Source organism: Actinomycetospora sp. CA-101289 (genome assembly GCF_050955895.1).
GTDB lineage: Bacteria > Actinomycetota > Actinomycetes > Mycobacteriales > Pseudonocardiaceae > Actinomycetospora.
Map to the genome: position 1 here is coordinate 5,803,468 of NZ_CP192093.1, position 19,345 is coordinate 5,822,812.

A 19,345-nucleotide genomic window follows, 5' to 3' on the forward strand; every position below is an offset into this window, starting at 1 on the left:
GTCAGGCCGCGGCAAGCGAGGCGGCGGCGTCCCCGTCACCCGTGCGGACGGCGGTGAGGGCGGCGTCGAGGGCGCGGTCGAGCCCGTCGAGGCACGAGCCGGCGGCGCCGAGCTCGGCGTCGAGGGACCGGACGATCTGGTCGAGCGCGCCGAGCAGCGCGCCGGCGGAGCTCAGGTCGCCGAGGCCGCCGCGGGGCGCGACGACCTGGTCGATCATCGCGGGCAGCCGCCGCGCCTCGGCGGCGACACCCGTGCGGGCCTGCTCGAGGGCCGCCGGCGCGAGGTCGAGGTCGGGCATGGCGCGAGGGTAGGTCGGCGCTCCGCCCGTGTGGGGCCGTTCCGAGAGATCCGGTCAGGACACCGGCACGGCGACCCGGCCGGCGGCGGCGTCCCGCGCGATGTCGGTGCGGTACTGCCCGCCGGGGAGGTCGACGGTGGCGAGGCGGTCGTAGGCGTCGCGGCGGGCGTCCTCGAGGTCGTCGCCGGTCCCGACGACCGAGAGCACCCGGCCGCCGCTCGACACGACGGCCCCGTCGTCGCGCCGCCGCGTGCCGGCGTGCAGGACGCCGTGGCCGTCGGCACCGCGCAGGACGTCGCCGGTGCGCACGGCGCCGGGGTAGCCCTCGGCGGCGACGACGACGGTGACGGCGGCGCCCGGCGCCCAGGTCGGCGGGAGCTCCTGCGCGAGGCGCCCGTCCGCGGCCGCGGCGAGCAGCGAGGCCGCCGAGCTGCGCAGGAGCGCGAGGACGGGCTGGGTCTCGGGGTCGCCGAAGCGGCAGTTGAACTCGATGACCTGCGGACCGGAGGACGTCAGCGCGAGGCCGGCGTAGAGCAGGCCGGAGAACGGGGTGCCGCGGGCGGCGAGCTCGGTGACGACCGGGGCGATGATCCGGTCGACGACGTCGTCGACGAGGCCCTCGGGCGCCCAGGGCAGCGGGGCGTAGGCGCCCATGCCGCCGGTGTTGGGGCCGGCGTCGTCGTCGCCGAGGCGCTTGAAGTCCTGGGCGGGCACGAGCGGGACCACCGTGGTGCCGTCGACGACGCAGAACAGCGAGGCCTCGGGGCCGTCGAGGAACGACTCGAGGAGCACCGGGTGCCCGGCATCGAGCACGGCGGCGGCGTGACGGCGGGCGTCGTCGCGATCGGGGGTGACGAGCACGCCCTTGCCCGCCGCCAGGCCGTCGTCCTTGACGACGTAGGGCGGGTCGAAGCGGTCGAGGGCACGGTCGAGGTCGGCGAGGTCGCGGACGGCCTCGCTGCGCGCGGTGGGGACGCCGGCCGCGGTCATGACGTCCTTGGCGAACGCCTTGGAGCCCTCGATGCGGGCCGCGGCGGCGCTCGGGCCGAAGCAGGCGATGCCGGCGGCGCGCAGCGCGTCGCCCACGCCCGCCACGAGCGGGGCCTCGGGGCCGACGACGACGAGGTCGGCGCGCCAGCGCTGGGCGAGGGCGACGACGAGCTCGGGGTCGGTGGCGTCGGCGAGGCCCGGGTGCTCGGCGATGGCGGCCGTGCCCGCGTTGCCGGGAGCGGCGGCGAGGGCGGTGACCTGGGGGTCGCCGGCGAGGGCGAGCAGCAGGGCGTGCTCGCGGGCACCGGAACCGATCACCAGGACGCGCACGGGCGACACGCTACGGGGGGCGGGCGAGGATCGAGATGGGGGCTTTCCTGGCGTTGAACGCCAGCGTGGCCCCCACGCTTGCATGAACACGTCGACGGCGGTTGGTGGTGGCGGAGGTCGGCGCGGTCGGGAACACTGCCCCGCGATGAGTTCGCCGGGGTGGCCCTCCGTGTCCCGACGGTCCGCGCTCTGGGGCGGTCTGGCCGCCGCCGGGGCGCTCGCGGCGGGGTGCACCAACGCCCCGCCGGGCGCAGCCGCCCCGCCCGCCACGGCGGCGCCGCTGCCCAGCAGCCCCGCCCCCGCTCCACCGTCGGGCGCCGGCATCGAGGCCGTCGAGCCCGGGCGCATCGTCGTCGTCGGGCACCGCGGGGCCTCGGGCTACCGCCCCGAGCACACGCTCGCCGCCTACGAGCTCGCGATCCGCCTCGGCGCCGACGCGGTCGACGTCGACGTCGTCCCCACCCGTGACGGGGCGCTCGTCGCCCGCCACGAGCCCGAGATCGGCGGGACCACCGACGTCGGCACGCGCCCCGAGTTCGCCTCCCGCCGCACCACCAAGGAGATCGACGGGACGGCGTCGACCGGCTGGTTCACCACCGACTTCACGCTCGCCGAGATGCGCACGCTGCGCGCGAAGGAGCGCATCCCGGCCACGCGCCCGCACAACACGCTCTACGACGGCCGGTTCCCCGTGGTCACGTTCGACGAGGTCCTCGACCTGCTCGACCGCCTCGCCGCCGAGCTCCGCCGCCCCGTCGGCGTGCTGCCCGAGATCAAGCACTCGACCTACTTCGCGAGCCTCGGCCTGCCCGTGGAGCCCGCGCTGGTCGAGACCCTGCGCCGCCGGGGCCGCGACCGCGCCGACTCCGGGGTGGTCATCCAGTCGTTCGAGACCGCGAACCTCCGGGCCCTCAAGAGCCAGGTCGGGTGCCCGCTGCTGCAGCTCGTCGACGCCGCCGGCACCCGGCCCGCCGACCTCGTCGCCGCCGGCGACCCGCGCACCTCGGAGACCCTGGTGACCCCGGCGGGCCTGCGCGGCGTCGCCGGCTACGCCACCTGGATCGGGCCGACGAAGGAGCTGATCGTGCCGCTGGGCCCGGGCGACGCCGAGACCGCGCCGACGACCCTGGTGCAGGACGCGCACGCCGCGGACCTCAAGGTCATGCCGTACACGTTCCGCAACGAGAACGAGTTCCTGCCCGCCGCCAGACGACGCGGGGGACCGGGCGCGCCGCCCGACACCTACGGGGACGCGTTCGGCGAGTACCAGCAGTACGTCGCGCTCGGCGTCGACGCCGTGTTCAGCGACGACCCCGACACCGCGCTCGCCGCGGTCCGACCCTAGGGCGCGAGACGCCGGTCGACGTAGCACCAGCGCCAGGTCTCGCCCGGCTCGTACGAGCGCATCACCGCGTGCCCGGTGACCTCGTGGTGCTTCGAGGCGTGGCGGTACGGGCTGGAGTCGCAGCACGCGACGTGCCCGCACTCCAGGCACTTGCGCAGGTGCGCCCACGCCGTCGAGCCCTCGGCCCGGCAGTCGGGGCACAGCAGCGTCTCGCCGTTCGTCGCGACCGCGTCGGGGGTCGGGTCGGTGGCCACGCCCCCGGTGCCGATGGTCAGGAGGTGTTCACAGGCGCCCACCCGGACGAGTCTAGTTGCTCGCGCCAAGGAGGTGCGGCCGTCAGCGCTCCTACGTCGCGCTACCGACCGACCTCCGGCGCGTCATTGACCGACTTCCCGGGTGACGGTCTCTTCGCGACCCGGGCCCACGCCGATCGCGGACACCGGCGCCCCCGAGAGCTCCTCGATGCGCTCGACGTAGTCGCGCGCCTTGGCGGGCAGGTCGGCGAACGAGCGGCACGCCGAGATGTCCTCGAACCAGCCCGGCATCGACTCGTACACCGGCGTCGCGGTGCCCACGTCGGCCTGCGTCATCGGCATCTCGTCGACACGCCGGCCGTCGACCTCGTAGCCCACGCAGATCGGCACGTTCTCCAGCCCGGAGAGCACGTCGAGCTTGGTGAGGAACAGGTCGGTGATGCCGTTGACCCGCACCGCGTAGCGCGCGATCACCGCGTCGAACCACCCGCACCGGCGGCTGCGGCCCGTGGTCACGCCGAACTCGCCGCCGGTCTTGCGCAGGTACTCGCCGTCGGCGTCGAACAGCTCGGTCGGGAACGGGCCCGAGCCCACGCGGGTGGTGTAGGCCTTGAGGATCCCGATCACACGGCCGATGCGCGTCGGCCCGATGCCCGAGCCGGCCGCGGCCCCGCCCGCCGTCGGGCTCGAGGACGTGACGAACGGGTAGGTGCCGTGGTCGACGTCGAGCAGCGTGCCCTGCGAGCCCTCGAGCAGCACGGTCTCGCCGCGCTCGAGGGCGTGGTGCAGCGCGAGGCGGGTGTCGGCGATGCGGTGCGCGAAGCCCTCGGCGTGCCCGAGCAGGGTGTCGGCGACCTCGTCGACGTCCAGCGCCCGCCGGTTGTAGATCTTGACGAGGATCTGGTTCTTGAGCTCGAGCGCCGCCTCGACCTTCTCGCGCAGCAGCTTCTCGTCGAGCAGGTCCTGCATCCGCACGCCGACGCGCGCGACCTTGTCCTGGTACGCGGGCCCGATGCCGCGCCCGGTGGTGCCGATGCGGGACTTGCCCAGGAAGCGCTCGGTGACCTTGTCGATGGCCACGTGGTACGGCGTGATGACGTGCGCGTCGGCGGAGATCAGCAGCTTGCCCGTGTCGACGCCCTTGGCCTCCAGGCCCGCGAGCTCCTCGAGCAGGACGCCGGGGTCGACCACGACGCCGTTGCCGATCACGTTGGTGACCCCGGGCGTCAGGATCCCGGACGGGATGAGGTGCAGCGCGAAGTTCTGGCCGTCGGGCAGCACGACGGTGTGCCCGGCGTTGTTGCCGCCCTGGTAGCGCACCACCCACTGGACCTGCTCACCGAGGATGTCGGTGGCCTTGCCCTTGCCCTCGTCGCCCCACTGGGCGCCGATGAGGACGATGGCCGGCATGTGACACTCCCTGGGTCGACGCCACTGGTCGCACGGGAGTGCAGGCCGCCCCGTACAGCGGAAGGGTAGTCCACGCGTGTGCTCCGGCTCGCCCTCACGGGGGCCCCTGGTGCGCGTGGTGACCTGCGGGGAGACCGCCCGGGCGCGCTGGGGCCCGGCGCTGGCCGACGCGGCGCTCCCCGTGGACGACCTGCCGGCCCTGCCCGCGCGCGCCGAGGTCGACCCGCTGCTCGACGCCCTGCCCGACGACGCCCGCCTGGTCGTCGCCGGCGACGACGCCGCGCTGGCCGCGGTGCTGGTGCGCCTGCTGCGCCGCGAGCGCCTGGCCCTGGCGGTGGGCGTCCTCCCGGCCGCCGACTCGGCCGCCGCCGCCGTCTGGGGCCTGCCGACCGACGTCGAGGCCGCGCTGGCGCTCGCCCGCACGGGCACCGCACGGCCGGTCCCGCTCGTGCGCGACGACCACGGCGGCGTGGTCGCCGGGCGCCACGAGGTCGGCCCCTTCCACGGCGCCGTCTACTGCGAGGACCGCCTGGTCGCCGAGGGCGACGCCGCCGGCATGGTCGTCACGCCCGACCCGGACGCCGGGGTGGCCGTGACCGTCACCGGCCCGCGGCGCCTCGGTGGCCTGCGGGCGGGGCGGGTCGCGGCGCACGCGGGACGCGCCGTGCAGCTCGGGTGCCGGCCGGGCGTCACCGTGGTCCGCGACGGCCTCGCGGCCGACCGGCCCGTGACCCGGCGCAGCTGGTACCGGCACATCGAGGACTGGCGGCTCGTCCGGCCCTGACGTCCGGGGGTCGGGCTCAGTCCTCGGGCGGGGTCAGCGGCACGGTGACGACCAGGACCTCGTGGAGCCCCTCGGACGCGTGCTCGGCGCGGCGGCGCTCGGCGTCGAGGCGGGCGGCCTCGCGGTCGAAGGGGCCGAAGGCGTCGGTCTCGCCGGTGATCGGGTCGGCGACGAGGACGACCCAGGCGGTGCCGCGCTCACCGGCCACCCCGGGGCCGCCGACCGGCTCCGGGTACGCCCCGCCCGCGGCGGGCCCCGACACGTCCACCACGGCCGGAACGTACCCCGCGGTCGGTGCGGGGAGGGGAGCCCGACGCGCCCGGTGATCGCCCCACCGCGACGACCGGCCGGTAGCTGGCCGATCGGGTGGCCGGGCGGCTCCGGAGGGCGACCGCCGCGCCACCGTCCGTGCCTCATCGTGCGGATCACGCATGGGCGGCCGGGGGCGGGGTATGCCAGGAACATGCTCGCCGTGGTGGTCCTCGTCCCGATCGCACTGATGATCCTGGCGTGCTCGCTGGAGCGCTTCGAGGCCCTCACCACGCGCGTCCCCACCCCGCGCGCCCCCCGCGGCGCAGTGCCGGCCCCGCCGGCCGCCCCGACTCCGCACCTGCGCCTGGTGCCGGGCGCCGGCACCCCCGCCGACGTCGTCGCGCCGCCCGCCGACGAGGATCTCCGCCGCGCGTCCTAACCGTCGTCCGGCCGTGACCGGTCCGCCGCCCTGACCGCCTCGTCGCGGTCCATCCCGGTGGCGCGGAGCAGGTCCACGAGCATCGATCGCACCTGGGCGAGCACCACCTCGGCCGAGTAGCCCCCGCCCCGCGCCGGCACCTCCGCCGCCGTGTCGAGCAGCGCCACGCGCGCCCCGTCGGTGGATTCGCCGGTGGTCAGCTCGCGGCGCAGCACCCCCACCGCCTCGGCGAAGCGGCGCAGCACCGGCACCAGGTCGGCGTCCGGACGCTCGCCGTCGCGCAGCGCCGCGTAGCCGCGCCGCGCGAGCACCCGGGCGTTGCGCAGGGCCAGGTCGACGGGCCGCACGGCCGCGCGGAGGCGGGCGAGCTCGCCGCGGTGGCGCCGGCGCTGCGGGGCGATCGTGGTGATCTCGAAGCCGGCGTCCACCGCGTCGGCCAGCGCGTCGACGCGCCCCTGCGTCGCCCGCGCCCGTTCGAGGACCGCGGTCGCGGCCTCGGCGTCGCCCGCCTCGAACGCGTCGGCGATCCCGGTGAGCACGGCCTCGAGCTCGTCGAGCAGCGCGGCGAGCCCACGGCGTGCCCGGGTCAGCGGGTGCGAGGGCAGCGTCGCCGCGGTGAGCAGCCCGATCGCCGCCCCGATCAGCGTGTCGATCCAGCGCGAGAACGCGGCCGTGGTGCCCGGCGGCTGCAGGGTCGCGATGAGGACGGCGGACACGGCGGCCTGGTTGAGCAGCAGGGCGCCGACGTCGAACAGCAGCGCGGCGAGCAGCGCGAGGCCGACGACCACGCTGATCTGCCACCAGCCCGGCCCGATGGCGGCGACGATGAGGTCGCCGACCGCGACGCCGACGCTGACCCCGACGGCCAGCTCCACCGAGCGCCGCAGCCGGTTGGTCACGCCCACGCCCAGCACGAGCACGCACGCGATGGGCGCGAAGAACGGCAGGGCGTGCCCGACGACGTTGCGGGCCACGAGGAACGCGAGGCCCGCCGCCAGCGCGCACTGCAGGATCGGCAGCCCCGAGTCGCGCAGACGCCGGGTGCGGCTGCGGGCGATCCGGCGCAGGCCCTCGGCGGCGGTCACGGGCGGGTCGGCGGTGGGGTCAGCGGTGGGATGAGCAGCGGGTCAGGCCAGGCCCAGGGCCCCGAGGGCCTGCGGGTCGCAGTCGGCCACCAGCGCGGTGCAGCGCTCGACCTCGTCGGTCTCGCCGATGGCCTGCGCGGCTTTGGCCAGCGCGGCCACCGCGCGCAGGAAGCCCTGGTTGGGCTCGTGGTCCCACGGCACGGGGCCGAAGCCCTTCCAGCCGTTGCGCCTCAGCTGGTCGAGCCCGCGGTGGTAGCCGGTGCGCGCGAACGCGTAGGACGTGACGTGCTCGCCCGCCGCGCCGGCACGCTCGGCGAGCGCCGCCCAGCCCGCGCTGTAGGTCGGGTGGTCGGCGACGACGGCGGCCGGGTCCTCCCCGGCCGCGAGGCGCGACGCCGGCTCCGGGGACTCCGGCAGGTACGTGGGCTGGGGTCCGAGCAGGTTGTGCCCGTGGCCCGCACCGGGCCCGGTCGGGATGGTCATGTCGACCATTGTCCCGCCGGGCCCCCCGCGCTCAGCGGCCCAGGGTCTGCCCGGTCGAGCGGAGGTCCTCGCAGGCCGTGACGACGCGGGCGCCCATGCCCTTCTCGGCCTCCTTGAGGTAGCTGCGCGGGTCGTAGACCTTCTTGTTGCCGACCTCGCCGTCCACCTTCAGCACACCGTCGTAGTTCGCGAACATGTGGCCGGCGATGGGCCGGGTGAACGCGTACTGGGCGTCGGTGTCGACGTTCATCTTGATGACGCCGTAGTCGAGGGCCTCGTGGATCTCCTCGAGCAGCGAGCCCGACCCGCCGTGGAACACCAGGTCGAAGGGCTTCGAGCCGTCGGGAAGGCCGAGCTTGCGGGCCGCGACCTCCTGGCCCTCCTTGAGCACCGAGGGCTTGAGCTTGACGTTGCCCGGCTTGTAGACGCCGTGCACGTTGCCGAAGGTGGCCGCCAGCAGGTAGCGGCCCTTCTCGCCGCCGCCGAGGGCGTCGACGGTGTGCTCGTAGTCGCCCGCGGCGGTGTAGAGCTTGTCGTTGATGTCGTTGGCGACGCCGTCCTCCTCGCCGCCGACGACGCCGATCTCCACCTCGAGGATGATCTTCGCCTTCGAGGCCTCGGCCAGCAGCTCCTGGGCGATCTCGAGGTTCTCGTGCAGCTCCACCGCCGAGCCATCCCACATGTGGGACTGGAACAGCGGATTCTGCCCGGCGTTCACGCGGTCCTGACTGATCGCGATCAGCGGGCGGACGAAGGCGTCGAGCTTGTCCTTCGGGCAGTGGTCGGTGTGCAGCGCGACGTTGATCGAGTACTTCTCGGCCACGACGTGGGCGAACTCGGCCAGCGCGCTCGCGCCGGTGACCATGTCCTTCACCGACTGGCCGGAGCCGAACTCCGCGCCGCCGGTGGAGAACTGGATGATCCCGTCGCTCTCGGCCTCGGCGAAGCCGCGCAGCGCGGCGTTGATGGTCTCGGAGGACGTGCAGTTGATGGCCGGGAAGGCGAAGCGGTTCTCCTTCGCCCGGTCCAGCATCTCGTTGTAGACCTCGGGGGTCGCGATGGGCATCGTCGTGCCTCCCAGGAGCGTGTCGACACGGCCGGTCACCGCGGGGTGCGGGCGGCGGGCTGCGGCGCAGTATGACGCAGCGCCCCCGCCCGGCGCTGCGTCGCGGAGGTGTGACCCGGTCGCCGTGGTGCACCCGGGCGCGGTGCCTGGGCCGCGCGGGTGACGACCGGCCGGGCCCTCGTCCCCACCGGGACCACGGGTGGTGAAGGGCTATCGTCGGTGACGTGGGCCATGCCGGGGAGAGTGCCGTCGAGCGCACGCTGGGCAGCCTGAGGGCCATCGACGCGGTCGCCCCGTCCGACGCCTCGGTGCCCCACCCCTCGGCCCCGCCGGTCGGCCCGCCGCCCGGGCTCTTCGGGCCGCAGGTCCCCGCGCCGGTGGCCACCCAGCCGGGGCCCGACGAGGCGCCCCGCACCCTCGAGGACCTCTACCGCGAGCACCGGATGCGCTTCGTCCGGCTCGCCGTCCTGCTCGTCGACGACCCGGCGACCGCCGAGGACGTGGTCCAGGAGGCGTTCACGGGGCTGCACCGGCACTGGAGCCGGCTGCGCGACGAGCACGCGGCGCTGGGCTACCTGCGCACGGCCGTGGTCAACGGGTCGCGCTCGGTGCTGCGCCGCCGGCGCACGGCCCGCGAGTACACCCCGCCGCACACCGCGGACGCCCGGTCGGCCGAGTCGCTGGCGATGCTCTCCGCCGAGCACCAGGCGGTGGTCTCCGCGTTGGGCAAACTCCCGCGGCGCCAGCGTGAGGTGCTGGTGCTGCGCTACTACGGCGGCCTGTCCGAGGCCGAGATCGCGGAGGCGACGGGCATCAGCAAGGGCACGGTCAAGTCCACCGCCAGCCGGGGTCTCGAGGCCATCGGCAAGCTCGTCGGCGGGGTCTGACACCGCACGGACGGCCCCTGGGGCGCGGCGGGCGGCGCCGCTAGCATCCCCCGGGATGGACGACGAGCGACTGCTGGCCGAGGCCCTGCGCGCCCAGGCTGCGGGCGGGGTCTCCACCCCCGGCGTCCCGTCGGACACCGCTCGTCCCGCCGGGCCCACGACCGGCGCCGCCCCCGAGGCGGCCGGCCCCTCCCGGCTCCGTGACCGTTTCCGCCCGCTCGCCCGGTCCCGCCGCCAGGGCGACGGCGACACCCCCCTCCCCGGAGGTCCCGCGATCCCTGCCGAGCCGGCCACCCGTCGCACGCCCGCCCCGCCGACGGCACCCACCAGCACGGGCCGCGGCGCGCCCTCCGTGGGCGCCCCGCCGGTCCCGCGCCCCGCGCCCGGGACGCCCGAGCGGCCCTGGCCGCAGGCGGGTCCCCGTCCACCGGTCCGTCCGGTGCCCGGCCGCCCGCTGCCCACGGGGCCGGTCGCCCACCCGGGCGCGGCCGGGGTTCCCCACCCGCGGCAGCACCCGACCGGCGCGACCCCGGCCGCGCCCGCGCCGGCCGACCCGACCGCGTGGACGCCCGCGCGCATCGCCTGGTGGTCGGGCGTCGCGCTGCTCGCCGGGGCCGTCGCCGGGGCCCTCGCGGCCGTCGGGACGCTGGCCCTACCGGGCTGATCCGGACGATCCGGGAGGCACCCCGGGGTCCCCACGGCGGGCTGCCGCGTACGGTTCGGAGGCGTGTCGCCCACGCTCGCCGCCGCCTCGACCTCCGTGCAGGCCCTCGGCCCGGAGTGGCTGGACCCGCAGTACATCATCCAGGCGCTGGGCCCGTGGGCCCTCGCGGGCGTCTGCCTGATCATCTTCGCGGAGTGCGGGCTGCTGATCGGCTTCTTCCTCCCCGGCGACTCGCTGCTGTTCATCACCGGCCTCGCCGTGGTCACGGACCTCATCGACGCGCCGCTGTGGCTGGTGTGCCTGCTGCTGGTGGTCTCCGCGTTCCTGGGCAACGTCGTCGGCTACTACATCGGGCGCAAGGCCGGGCCGGCGATCTTCGACAAGCCGGACTCCAAGCTTTTCAAGAAGGAGAACGTCGACCGGACGCAGGCCTTCTTCGACAAGTACGGCAACCGCGCGATCGTGCTGGGCCGCTTCGTGCCGATCGTGCGCACGTTCATCACGGTCATGGCCGGCGTCGGGCGCATGGACGCCAAGCGCTTCTTCACCTTCTCGGCGATCGGCGGCGTGCTGTGGGCCGCCGGCGTGACGCTGCTGGGCGCCTGGCTCGGCCGCTTCGACATCGTCAAGAACAACATCGAGGCGATGCTCATCCTGGTCGTGGCGCTCTCGCTGATCCCGATCATCATCGAGGTCATCAAGGCGCGGCGCGAGAAGAAGCTCGGTGCGCAGGGCCTCGCGGAGGACGTCCTCGACGGCGCCACCGACGACGAGCCCACCCGCCGGCTCCCGCGCCAGACCTGAGCTAACCGCCGGGGGCCGCGTGCTCGCGGACCCACGCGTGCATGGCGATCCCGGCCGCGACGCCGGCGTTGATCGAGCGCGTCGAGCCGAACTGGGCGATCGAGAGCACCACGTCGGCGCCGGCGACGGCCTCCGGCGTCAGCCCGACGCCCTCCTGGCCGAACAGCAGCACGCACCGCCGCGGCAGCGCCGCGGTCTCCAGCGACCGCGCGCCGGGCCCGTTGTCGACGGCGACCACCGCGAGGTCCTCGCCGCGCGCCCAGGCCAGCAGCGTGGCGACGTCGGGGTGGTGGTGCACGTGCTGGTAGCGGTCGGTGACCATCGCCCCGCGCCGGTTCCAGCGGCGCCGCCCCACGACGTGCACCGCGGCGGCCGCGAACGCGTTGGCGGTGCGCACGATCGTGCCGATGTTGGCGTCGTGGTGCAGGTTCTCGATCGCGACGTGGAACGGGTGGCGCCGCGTGTCCAGGTCGGCGACCACGGCCTCGCGCCGCCAGTACCGGTAGCGGTCGACGACGTTGCGCCGGTCGCCGCCGGCGAGCAGCTCCGGGTCGTAGCGGGGATCGTCGGGCCACGCGCCGGGCCCTCCTGGCCACGGCCCGACGCCGACGGCCTCCGGACCGGTGCGCCACTCGGTGGGGCCCGGTGCGTCGTCGTCGGGGCCGTCGGGACCGTCGGGGCTGTCGGGGCCGGTCACAGCCCCAGGTCGGCCAGCCCGAGCAGCGAGCGGCACGCCAGGCCGCGGGCCTCGACGGCCTCGGTCGCCCCCGTGCCCCGGTCGACGACGGTGACGACGCCGACGACCTCGGCGCCCGCCTCGACCAGAGCATCGACGGCGGTGAGCACGCTGCCGCCCGTGGTCGAGGTGTCCTCGACGGCGAGCACCCGGCGCCCGGTGACGTCGGGGCCCTCGATGCGCCGCTGCATGCCGTGGGTCTTGGCCGCCGAGCGCACCACGCAGGCGTCGACGGGCGCGCCCGGGGCGTGCATGACGGCCAGCGCCACCGGGTCGGCGCCGAGGGTCAGGCCGCCGGCGGCGTCGTAGGTCCAGTCGGCGGTCAGCTCGCGCACCAGCCGCCCGATGAGGGGCCCGGCCTCGTGGTGCAGGGTCGCCCGGCGCAGGTCGACGTAGTGGTCGGCCTCGCGGCCCGAGGACAGCGTCACGCGCCCGTGCACGACGGAGAGCTCGGCGACGAGGGCGGCGAGGCGGGCGCGGGCGTCCGGGTCGACCGCGGGGCCGGCGGGCGCGGTCATCCGCGCCCCGAGGCCGAGCGGGCCGCGATCGCGCGCAGCAGCGCGCGGGGCACGAGGCGGGTGACGCCGACGATCGTCTTGTACACCGCGCCCGGCACCGACACCGACTTCCCGGCCTCGAGGTCCTCCATCCCCTCGGTGACCACCCGGTCGGCGTCCAGCCACGCCCACGCCGGGCCGGAGCGGCCCGTGCCGAGGCGCTGGTGGAACTCGGTGCGGGTGAAGCCCGGGCACAGCGCCATGACGCGCACGCCGGTGCCCGCCACGGTCAGCGCGAGGTTGCGCGACAGCGCCGTGACGTAGGCCTTGCCGGCGCCGTAGACCGAGCCACGGCCGGGCAGGAACCCGGCGACGCTGGAGACGTTGACGACGTCGCCCTCGCCGCGCGCGACCATGCCGGGCAGGGCCGCGGCGGTCAGCTCGAGCACGGCGGCCATGTTGACCTCGTAGTTGGCGCGCAGGTCGGCGGCGTCGGTGTCGACGAACTCGCCCGCGGTCGCGTACCCCGCGTTGTTGACCAGCAGGGACACCGGCGCGCCGCCGGTCAGGCGTTCCGCCACCCGTCGGCGGCCCGCGGCGTCGGCGAGGTCGGCGACGAGCACCTCGACCTCGATGCCCTGGCCGCGCAGGCGCTCGGCCGTCGCCTCGAGCCGGTCGACGTCGCGGGCGACGAGCACCAGGTCGTGGCCGAGGGCGGCGAGGTGCTCGGCGAAGGCGGCGCCGATCCCGGAGCTGGCGCCGGTGACCAGGGCCGTGCCCGGCCGCGGACCGCGCGGGCCGCGCCGCCCACGCGGGGCCCCGGGCCCGGCGGCGAGCCGGGCGGCGGGGTAGGGCACGAGCCGCGACGCACCGACCAGCGCGCGCGTGGGGACGCCCGGCACGGACATCGCCCGGCCCGCGGCGTGGTCGGCGAGCGCCGCGGCCGCCACGGCGTCCGGCGTCGGCGGGGCGAGGCGCAGCGGCACCGCCGCCGACCCGCCCGGGGTGCCCGGCGGCGGCGGGCAGACGACGGTGATCGCGAGGCCGTCGCGCGCCAGCGCCTGGGCCAGCGACTCGGTGAGGGTCACGACGTAGGCCTGGACGGCGCCGTCGAGCCCGGCCGCCCCGGTGGCGGGCAGGAACCCGGCGACCCCGGCCACGGTGATCACGCCGGTCGGGCCCGGGTGGGCGCGCGCGATCATCCCCGGCAGCGCGGCCCGGGTGAGCGCCAGCACCGCGCCCGCGCCGCGGTCGAGCGCCGCGCGCAGGTCGGCGGGGTCGGCGCCGGGCAGGCCCTCGGTGTGCGGGGGCGGCGGGCCGACCACGAGCAGGTCGACCGGGCGGGTGTCGGCCTGCAGGCGGCGGACGACGAGGTCGAGGTCGTCCGGGTCGGCGAGGTCACCGGGCAGCACCTCGGGGCGCGTGTCCGCGGCGGCGCCGCCGAGCTCGCCGGCGAGCGCCTCGAGGGCGTCGCGCGGCCCGCCGGCGAGGACCAGCGCGTCGCCGGCGGCGTGCAGGCGGTGGGCGAAGGCCCGGCCGAGGTCGGTGTCCGCGCCCGTGACGAGGACCCGGCGCGGTGTCGGGGCGCTCACCGCCCCGAGGACGAGCTGCTGCGGGCGCCGGGCCCGAACTCGTCGTCCTCGATGTCGTAGGGGATGTCGGCGGGGCGGTCGCGGTGGGTCGGGCGCGGTGCGGGCTCGGGCTCGGGCTCGGGCTCGGCGGCGGGCTCCGGGGGGAGCCCGGCGTCGGCGGCCGGCCCGTCCTCGTCGGCGCCGCCGGCGGCGTCCTCGAGGGCGACCGACACCTCGACCAGCGTCTGCAGCAGCGTCTGCACGCGCTCGGGGTCGGCGCCGGGGTCGATGCTGGCGAGCACCCACGTGTCCTCGGCCCACACCAGCGGGACGTCGTTGCCGACGAGGTCGGCCGCGCGGGCGAGGTCGGGCGTCAGGAGCGCGCGCGCCCGGGCCACCGAGGTGACGAACGCGTAGCGCTCGCCGACCTGGCCCAGCGAGTCGAGCCCGGCGTCGTCGGGCAGCGGCGCCGAGGGCAGCCGCAGCTCGAGGGCGACCGGCAGCGTCGCCACCCCGCGCACGGCCGCCACGATGCCGGTGATCTGGCCGGCCTGCTCGTGGTCGAAGACGTGGGCGAGGCGCCGGCCGCCGGGACCGGGCACGGCGCCGGTGGCGAGGTCGAGGGCGCGGCCGGGGCCGCCCTGGTGGACCGCGCCGTAGCGCCAGCGGCTCGGCAGCACCGGGTCGGTGTCGACGAACTCCCAGCTCTTCTGCTCGGCCCAGCGGCGGCGATCGCGGCGGTGGCCGCCGGAGCGGGCACGGTCGGAGAACAGGAGCAGCGCCCCGCCGCCCGCGGCGAGCACCGCGATGACGAACCAGACCCAGGCAGGCACGACCCGCAGCGTACGACGCCGGTGTCCCCCCATCGTGCAGCACGTCACGGCGTGCCGGACCCATGTGAGCGGAATTCGCGGTCATACCCGGGAAAACCACTCACGAAGGGGGTGGCGGGGCGCGGTTAGGCTCGGTGATCGTGAGCGCCACGCTGGTCGCGCGGGACCTCGCCGCCGCGCACGGCGCCCGGGTGCTGTTCTCCGGACTCGACCTCGTCGTCGCGCCCGGGGACGTCATCGGGCTCGTCGGGGTCAACGGCGCGGGCAAGTCGACGCTGCTGCGCCTGCTCGCCGGGCTGGCCGCGCCGGATGCCGGCTCGATCGCCCTGGCCCCGGCCACCGCCACCGTCGGGCACCTGCCCCAGGAGACCGCCCGGGTGCCGGGCGAGACCGTGCGCGGCTTCCTCGGCCGGCGCACCGGGGTGACCGCCGCGGCCGCCATGCTGGAGTCCGCGACGACGGCGCTGGCCGAGGGCGCGCCGGGTGCCGACGACGCCTACGCCGCCGCCCTGGAGCGCTGGCTGGACCTCGGGGGCGCGGACCTCGAGGAGCGCACCGAGGAGGTCGCCGCCGACCTCGGCCTGTCGGTCGACTTGCTCGACGCCCCGATGACCGCCCTGTCCGGGGGCCAGGCCGCCCGCGCCAACCTCGCCTCGCTGCTGCTCGCGCGCTTCGACGTCTTCCTGCTCGACGAGCCCACCAACGACCTCGACCTCGCCGGACTCGAACGCCTCGAGCGCTGGGTCCACGACCTGCGCGCCGGCACCGTCGTGATCAGCCACGACCGCGAGTTCCTCGCGCGCACGGTGACCTCGGTGCTCGAGCTCGACCTCGCCCAGCAGCAGATCACGCACTACGGCGGCGGCTACGACAGCTACCTCGCCGAGCGCGAGACCGCCCGCCGGCACGCCCGCGAGGCCTACGAGGAGTACGCCGACAAGCGCGGCGAGCTGACGAGCCGGATGCAGACCCAGAAGCAGTGGGTGGACAAGGGCGTGCGCAACGCCCGCAAGAAGGCCACCGACGGCGACAAGCACGTCAAGCACCACCGGGGCCAGACCTCGGAGAAGCAGGCGTCGAAGATCGCGCAGACCGAGCGCCGGATCGAGCGCATGGAGGTCGTCGAGGAGCCCCGCAAGGAGTGGGAGCTGCGGATGTCGATCGCCGCCGCGCCCCGCTCGGGGACGGTCGTCGCCACCCTGGACGGCGCCGTCGTCCGCCGCGGCGACTTCACCCTCGGCCCCGTGAGCCTCCAGCTCGACTACGCCGACCGCGTCGCGATCACCGGCGCCAACGGCGCGGGCAAGACGACGCTGCTCGCGCTGCTGCTCGGCCGCCTCGCGCCCGACGAGGGGCGGGCGGCGCTGGGCTCGGGCGTCGTCGTCGGCGAGGTCGACCAGGCGCGGAGTCTGCTCGGCAGCAGCGCGGCCCTGCTCGACGTGCTCTCCCGCGAGCCCGAGCTCGACCGCTGGCCCACCGCCGAGGTGCGGACGTTGCTCGCGAAGTTCGGGCTCGGCTCCGAGCACGTCCACCGCGGCGCGGACACCCTCTCGCCCGGCGAGCGCACCCGCGCCGCGCTGGCGCTGCTGCAGGCCCGCGGGGTCAACCTGCTCGTGCTCGACGAGCCGACCAACCACCTCGACCTCGCCGCCATCGAGCAGCTGGAGTCGGCGCTGGCGGCCTTCGAGGGGACGCTGCTGCTGGTGTCACACGACCGCCGCCTGCTCGCGGGCGTGGCCACCACGCGGCACTGGCACGTCGACGCGGGCCGCGTGGCCGAGGTGGACGCGCCCGCGCGGCACGGCTGAGCCCCGTCACCCACGGTTCACCGCCCGCCGGGCAGGGTGTCCCGTATGTCCCGATCGACGCTCGCCGCCGCCCTGCTGATCGCCGGCCTCGCCCTGGGCGCCACCGCGTGCGACACCGCGGCTCCCGCCTCGCCGGCGCCGGTCTCGGTGCCGCCGGTGCCGGGCGCGCCCGCGGGCCAGGACGACGACGGGGACGACGGCCAGCAGAACGGGGAGGAGGGCCAGGACGGGGGCCAGGACGGGCAGGACGACGACCAGGGCGACGACCGCTGACGCGCCCTTGACGCCGGACCGCGGCGGTGCTTGCATCCTTGCACTCATTGCATGAGTGCAAGGATCAGCCATGGACGAGCGGGACCGGCTCGCGGCGAGCTTCGGGGACATGCGGCGCGCGATGATCCCCGCGTTCCTGCTCGACCTGCTCGGGTCGGTCGACGGCGGAGACGAGCTCTCGCTCACCCAGCTCGCGACCCTCTACGTCCTCGACACCGGCGAGCCGGTGCCCCTCGGAGCGCTCGCGGAGCGGATCGGGCGGTCGGTGTCGGCCACCAGCCGGCTCGTCGACGCCCTCGTGCGCCGCGAGCTCGCCGAACGCCAGGAGCACCCCACCGATCGCCGGGTCCGTCGGGTGGCGATCGGGAAGGCCGGCGAGGCCCTGCTCCGCCGCCTCGAGCGCACCCGGGCCGACGCCCAGCTCGAGGTCACCGACCGCCTCGACCCCGCGGACCGGGCCCTGGTGGCCCGCGCGATGACCCTGCTCGGCGACGCCGCCCGGCAGGCGAGGAGAAATGCCCCGTGACCGACGAGACGCTCGTCCTGCCCCTCGACGCGATCGACCCGGCCGACCCCGCCACGCTCGGCCGGGTCGGGGGCAAGGCGTCCAACCTGGGAGCCCTCGTCCGCGGCGGCCTCGCCGTCCCGGACGGCGTCTGCCTGACCACGGCCGCCTACCTGCGCGCCGTGGCGCTCGGTCCCCTGTTCGACACGCCGCGGCTCGATGCGGCGGAGGCCCGCGCCGCCGTCCTCGCCTCCCCGGTGCCCGCCGAGGTCGCCGAGGCCGTCTGCGCGGCCTGCCCCGACGGTCCGGTCGCGGTGCGGTCGTCGGCCACCGCCGAGGACCTGCCCGACGCCAGCTTCGCGGGCCAGCAGGACACCTTCCTCAACGTCGTCGGCCCCGACGCCGTGCTGGACGCGGTCCGCCGCTGCTGGGCGTCGCTGTGGACCGAACGCGCCGTCGCCTACCGCGACGCCCACGGCATCGACCACGCGGGCGTCGCGCTGGCCGTGGTGATCCAGCGGATGGTCGACGCGCGCTGGGCGGGCGTGCTGTTCACGGCGAACCCCGTGACCGGCCGCCGCGGCGAGGCCGTCGTCGACGCCGCGCCGGGGCTCGGCGAGTCGGTGGTGTCCGGGTCCGTCGACCCCGAGCACCTCGTCGTCGACCCCGACGGGACGGTCACGCGACGCGCGGGAGCCGGCGGGACGCTGGTGCTCCCCCGCGCCGGCGGCGGCACCGAGACCGTGGCGGGCGGGGGCGCCGGGGCGTCCCTGCCCGAGGACGCGGTGCGCGCGCTGGCCGGGCTCGGCCGCCGGGTGGAGGCCCTGTTCGGCGCGCCCCAGGACATCGAGTGGGCCCTGGACGCCGACGGGACGCCGTGGCTGACCCAGTCGCGCCCGATCACCACCCTCTACCCGCTCGTTCAGGGACGCCCGGGCCTGCGCCTGTTCCTGTCGGCGAACGTCGCGCAGGGCGTGTTCCGGCCGCTCACCCCCGCCGGGCTCTCCGCCGCCCGGCACGCCGGCACCGGCCTCGCCCGGTTGCTCGGTGTGCCGATCGACGACCCCGAGCAGGGCCCGCCGATGCTCTCGCAGGCCGGCGAGCGGCTGTTCGTCGACCTCACCGACGTGCTGCGCAGCCGGATCGGGCGACTCGGGGCGCGGGGTGTCCTCGGGGTCATGGAGGCCCGGTCGGCCGCGGTCATCGCCACCCAGCTCGACCGCCCGGAGCTGTCGGTGACGCGGCGCTCGCCGCTGCCGACGCTGCGGCGGGTCGGACGCATCGCGGCGCGCTACCGCATCCCGCCCGCGATCCTGGGGTCCTGGCTGCGACCCGGGCGGGCCCGGGAACGGGCCTTCGACCTGGTCCGCACGGCCGGCGAGGCCCTGCCCGCGCGGCCGGGGGCGGGCCGGGTGGAGCGCATCGAGCGGGCGCGCTGGATGCTCGCCGACCGCTTCGTCCAGGTGCCCCCGCGCACCGCCGCGGCCCCGGTGGCCGGCTTCCTCGCCCTCGGCCTGGCCGCCCGCCTGCTCCGGGGCCACGCCCGTCCCGGCGAGCTGGGCACCGTCCTGCGGGGCGTCCCGCACAACGTCACCACGGAGATGGACCTCGCCCTCTGGGACCTCGCCGTCCGCCTGCGCGACGACGCGGACACCGCCGCCGCCCTCACCGGTACCGGGCCCGTGGAGCTCGCCAGGCGCCGCGACACCTGGCCGCCCGCCCTCGCGGCCGGGATGGCCGACTTCCTCGCCGTCCACGGCCGCCGCGCCGTCGCCGAGATCGACCTCGGCCTGCCGCGCTGGTCCGACGACCCCACCCACCTGCTCGGCGTCCTGGCCAACTACGTGCGCCTCACCGACGCGGACCGCGCGCCGGACACCGTCTTCGCCCGCAGCGCGGCGGAGGCGGACGCGGTGATCGAGCGGCTCGCCGGCCGGGTCGGCGGGCTGCGGGGCCGGGTCGCCGCCGCCGCGCTGCGCCGCGCGCGGGACCTCGTCGGCCTGCGCGAGCTGCCGAAGTACTGGCTGGTCA

The 19,345-nt window shown here is 76.5% G+C and carries 21 protein-coding genes and 1 pseudogene; 10 read left to right on the forward strand and 12 right to left on the reverse strand.

Going from position 1 to position 19,345, the window contains the following annotated elements:
- Position 1: 1 nt before the first annotated feature.
- Positions 2-298, reverse strand: coding sequence for a hypothetical protein (locus ACQPX6_RS28905; RefSeq protein ID WP_433784226.1), 297 nt, complete (start codon positions 296-298; stop codon positions 2-4).
- 54 nt (positions 299-352) lie between these two features.
- On the reverse strand, positions 353-1,618 hold the full coding sequence (gene purD, locus ACQPX6_RS28910) for a phosphoribosylamine--glycine ligase (RefSeq protein WP_433784227.1): 1,266 nt from the start codon (positions 1,616-1,618) through the stop codon (positions 353-355).
- Positions 1,619-1,787: 169 nt separating this feature from the next.
- Between purD and ACQPX6_RS28915 the strand changes: the two genes are divergently transcribed.
- Complete coding sequence (locus tag ACQPX6_RS28915) at positions 1,788-2,963, forward strand: glycerophosphodiester phosphodiesterase (RefSeq protein WP_433784229.1); 1,176 nt, start codon at positions 1,788-1,790, stop codon at positions 2,961-2,963.
- Here ACQPX6_RS28915 and ACQPX6_RS28920 read toward each other — a convergent pair.
- Positions 2,960-3,259 carry a UBP-type zinc finger domain-containing protein gene (locus tag ACQPX6_RS28920; RefSeq protein ID WP_433784230.1) on the reverse strand — a complete coding sequence of 100 codons (300 nt, stop codon included), beginning with the start codon at positions 3,257-3,259 and terminating at the stop codon, positions 2,960-2,962. The genes ACQPX6_RS28915 and ACQPX6_RS28920 overlap by 4 nt on opposite strands.
- Positions 3,260-3,340: 81 nt before the next feature.
- Positions 3,341-4,627: an adenylosuccinate synthase gene (locus ACQPX6_RS28925; protein ID WP_433784232.1), complete on the reverse strand. Its 1,287-nt coding sequence runs from the start codon at positions 4,625-4,627 to the stop codon at positions 3,341-3,343.
- 109 nt (positions 4,628-4,736) lie between these two features.
- Here ACQPX6_RS28925 and ACQPX6_RS28930 point away from each other — a divergent pair, with 109 nt between their 5' ends.
- Positions 4,737-5,411: a hypothetical protein gene (locus ACQPX6_RS28930; protein ID WP_433784233.1), complete on the forward strand. Its 675-nt coding sequence runs from the start codon at positions 4,737-4,739 to the stop codon at positions 5,409-5,411.
- Between the two features lie 16 nt (positions 5,412-5,427).
- Here the strand turns inward: ACQPX6_RS28930 and ACQPX6_RS28935 are convergent, their stop codons facing one another.
- Positions 5,428-5,682 (reverse strand): hypothetical protein, encoded by a 255-nt coding sequence (locus ACQPX6_RS28935; RefSeq protein WP_433784234.1) that lies wholly within the window; start codon positions 5,680-5,682, stop codon positions 5,428-5,430.
- A gap of 192 nt (positions 5,683-5,874) precedes the next feature.
- Here ACQPX6_RS28935 and ACQPX6_RS28940 point away from each other — a divergent pair, with 192 nt between their 5' ends.
- Positions 5,875-6,102, forward strand: a complete 228-nt coding sequence (locus ACQPX6_RS28940; RefSeq protein WP_433784235.1) for a hypothetical protein — start codon at positions 5,875-5,877, stop codon at positions 6,100-6,102.
- On the opposite strand, the gene ACQPX6_RS28945 is transcribed toward ACQPX6_RS28940, so the two are convergent.
- Genes ACQPX6_RS28945 through fbaA form a run of 3 tightly spaced genes read right to left on the reverse strand, consistent with a single transcriptional unit; the run spans position 6,099 to position 8,736 of the window.
- Positions 6,099-7,187 carry an FUSC family protein gene (locus ACQPX6_RS28945; RefSeq protein WP_433784236.1) on the reverse strand — a complete coding sequence of 363 codons (1,089 nt, stop codon included), beginning with the start codon at positions 7,185-7,187 and terminating at the stop codon, positions 6,099-6,101. The two genes, ACQPX6_RS28940 and ACQPX6_RS28945, sit on opposite strands and share 4 nt — an antisense overlap.
- A gap of 42 nt (positions 7,188-7,229) precedes the next feature.
- Positions 7,230-7,670: a DUF3151 domain-containing protein gene (locus ACQPX6_RS28950; protein WP_433784237.1), complete on the reverse strand. Its 441-nt coding sequence runs from the start codon at positions 7,668-7,670 to the stop codon at positions 7,230-7,232.
- Positions 7,671-7,701: 31 nt separating this feature from the next.
- A complete protein-coding gene (fbaA, locus tag ACQPX6_RS28955; RefSeq protein WP_433784238.1) occupies positions 7,702-8,736 on the reverse strand; it encodes a class II fructose-bisphosphate aldolase in 1,035 nt (344 codons plus the stop codon).
- A 224-nt stretch (positions 8,737-8,960) separates the two neighbouring features.
- Here fbaA and ACQPX6_RS28960 point away from each other — a divergent pair, with 224 nt between their 5' ends.
- The 3 genes from ACQPX6_RS28960 (at position 8,961) to ACQPX6_RS28970 (ending at position 11,091) form a co-directional block, all read left to right on the forward strand.
- A complete protein-coding gene (locus ACQPX6_RS28960; protein ID WP_433784239.1) occupies positions 8,961-9,623 on the forward strand; it encodes a SigE family RNA polymerase sigma factor in 663 nt (220 codons plus the stop codon).
- Positions 9,624-9,678: 55 nt separating this feature from the next.
- Positions 9,679-10,287, forward strand: a complete 609-nt coding sequence (locus ACQPX6_RS28965) for a hypothetical protein (protein WP_433784240.1) — start codon at positions 9,679-9,681, stop codon at positions 10,285-10,287.
- Positions 10,288-10,350: 63 nt separating this feature from the next.
- Entirely contained in the window at positions 10,351-11,091 is a 741-nt protein-coding gene (locus ACQPX6_RS28970) for a DedA family protein (protein ID WP_433784241.1), read from the forward strand.
- A gap of 1 nt (position 11,092) precedes the next feature.
- On the opposite strand, the gene ACQPX6_RS28975 is transcribed toward ACQPX6_RS28970, so the two are convergent.
- Genes ACQPX6_RS28975 through ACQPX6_RS28990 form a run of 4 tightly spaced genes read right to left on the reverse strand, consistent with a single transcriptional unit; the run spans position 11,093 to position 14,728 of the window.
- Entirely contained in the window at positions 11,093-11,788 is a 696-nt protein-coding gene (locus ACQPX6_RS28975) for a TrmH family RNA methyltransferase (protein ID WP_433784242.1), read from the reverse strand.
- Positions 11,785-12,345 carry an orotate phosphoribosyltransferase gene (gene pyrE, locus ACQPX6_RS28980; RefSeq protein WP_433784243.1) on the reverse strand — a complete coding sequence of 187 codons (561 nt, stop codon included), beginning with the start codon at positions 12,343-12,345 and terminating at the stop codon, positions 11,785-11,787. The genes ACQPX6_RS28975 and pyrE overlap by 4 nt, the downstream gene beginning before the upstream one ends.
- Positions 12,342-13,916 (reverse strand): SDR family NAD(P)-dependent oxidoreductase, encoded by a 1,575-nt coding sequence (locus tag ACQPX6_RS28985; protein WP_433784244.1) that lies wholly within the window; start codon positions 13,914-13,916, stop codon positions 12,342-12,344. The genes pyrE and ACQPX6_RS28985 overlap by 4 nt, the downstream gene beginning before the upstream one ends.
- Entirely contained in the window at positions 13,913-14,728 is an 816-nt protein-coding gene (locus ACQPX6_RS28990; protein WP_433784245.1) for a hypothetical protein, read from the reverse strand. The genes ACQPX6_RS28985 and ACQPX6_RS28990 overlap by 4 nt, the downstream gene beginning before the upstream one ends.
- 140 nt (positions 14,729-14,868) lie before the next feature.
- Here ACQPX6_RS28990 and ACQPX6_RS28995 point away from each other — a divergent pair, with 140 nt between their 5' ends.
- The 4 genes and pseudogenes from ACQPX6_RS28995 to ACQPX6_RS29010 form a co-directional block, all read left to right on the forward strand.
- The gene (locus ACQPX6_RS28995; protein WP_433784246.1) at positions 14,869-16,536 is read left to right on the forward strand and encodes an ABC-F family ATP-binding cassette domain-containing protein; all 1,668 of its coding nucleotides are present in this window, start codon (positions 14,869-14,871) and stop codon (positions 16,534-16,536) included.
- Between the two features lie 45 nt (positions 16,537-16,581).
- The gene (locus ACQPX6_RS29000) at positions 16,582-16,809 is read left to right on the forward strand and encodes a hypothetical protein (RefSeq protein ID WP_433784247.1); all 228 of its coding nucleotides are present in this window, start codon (positions 16,582-16,584) and stop codon (positions 16,807-16,809) included.
- Positions 16,810-16,879: 70 nt separating this feature from the next.
- Positions 16,880-17,335 carry a MarR family winged helix-turn-helix transcriptional regulator gene (locus tag ACQPX6_RS29005; protein WP_433784248.1) on the forward strand — a complete coding sequence of 152 codons (456 nt, stop codon included), beginning with the start codon at positions 16,880-16,882 and terminating at the stop codon, positions 17,333-17,335.
- A pseudogene (locus tag ACQPX6_RS29010) lies at positions 17,332-18,162 on the forward strand (PEP/pyruvate-binding domain-containing protein); the annotation flags it as partial. The gene ACQPX6_RS29005 and the pseudogene ACQPX6_RS29010, both read left to right, overlap by 4 nt.
- Positions 18,163-19,345 lie beyond the last annotated feature (1,183 nt).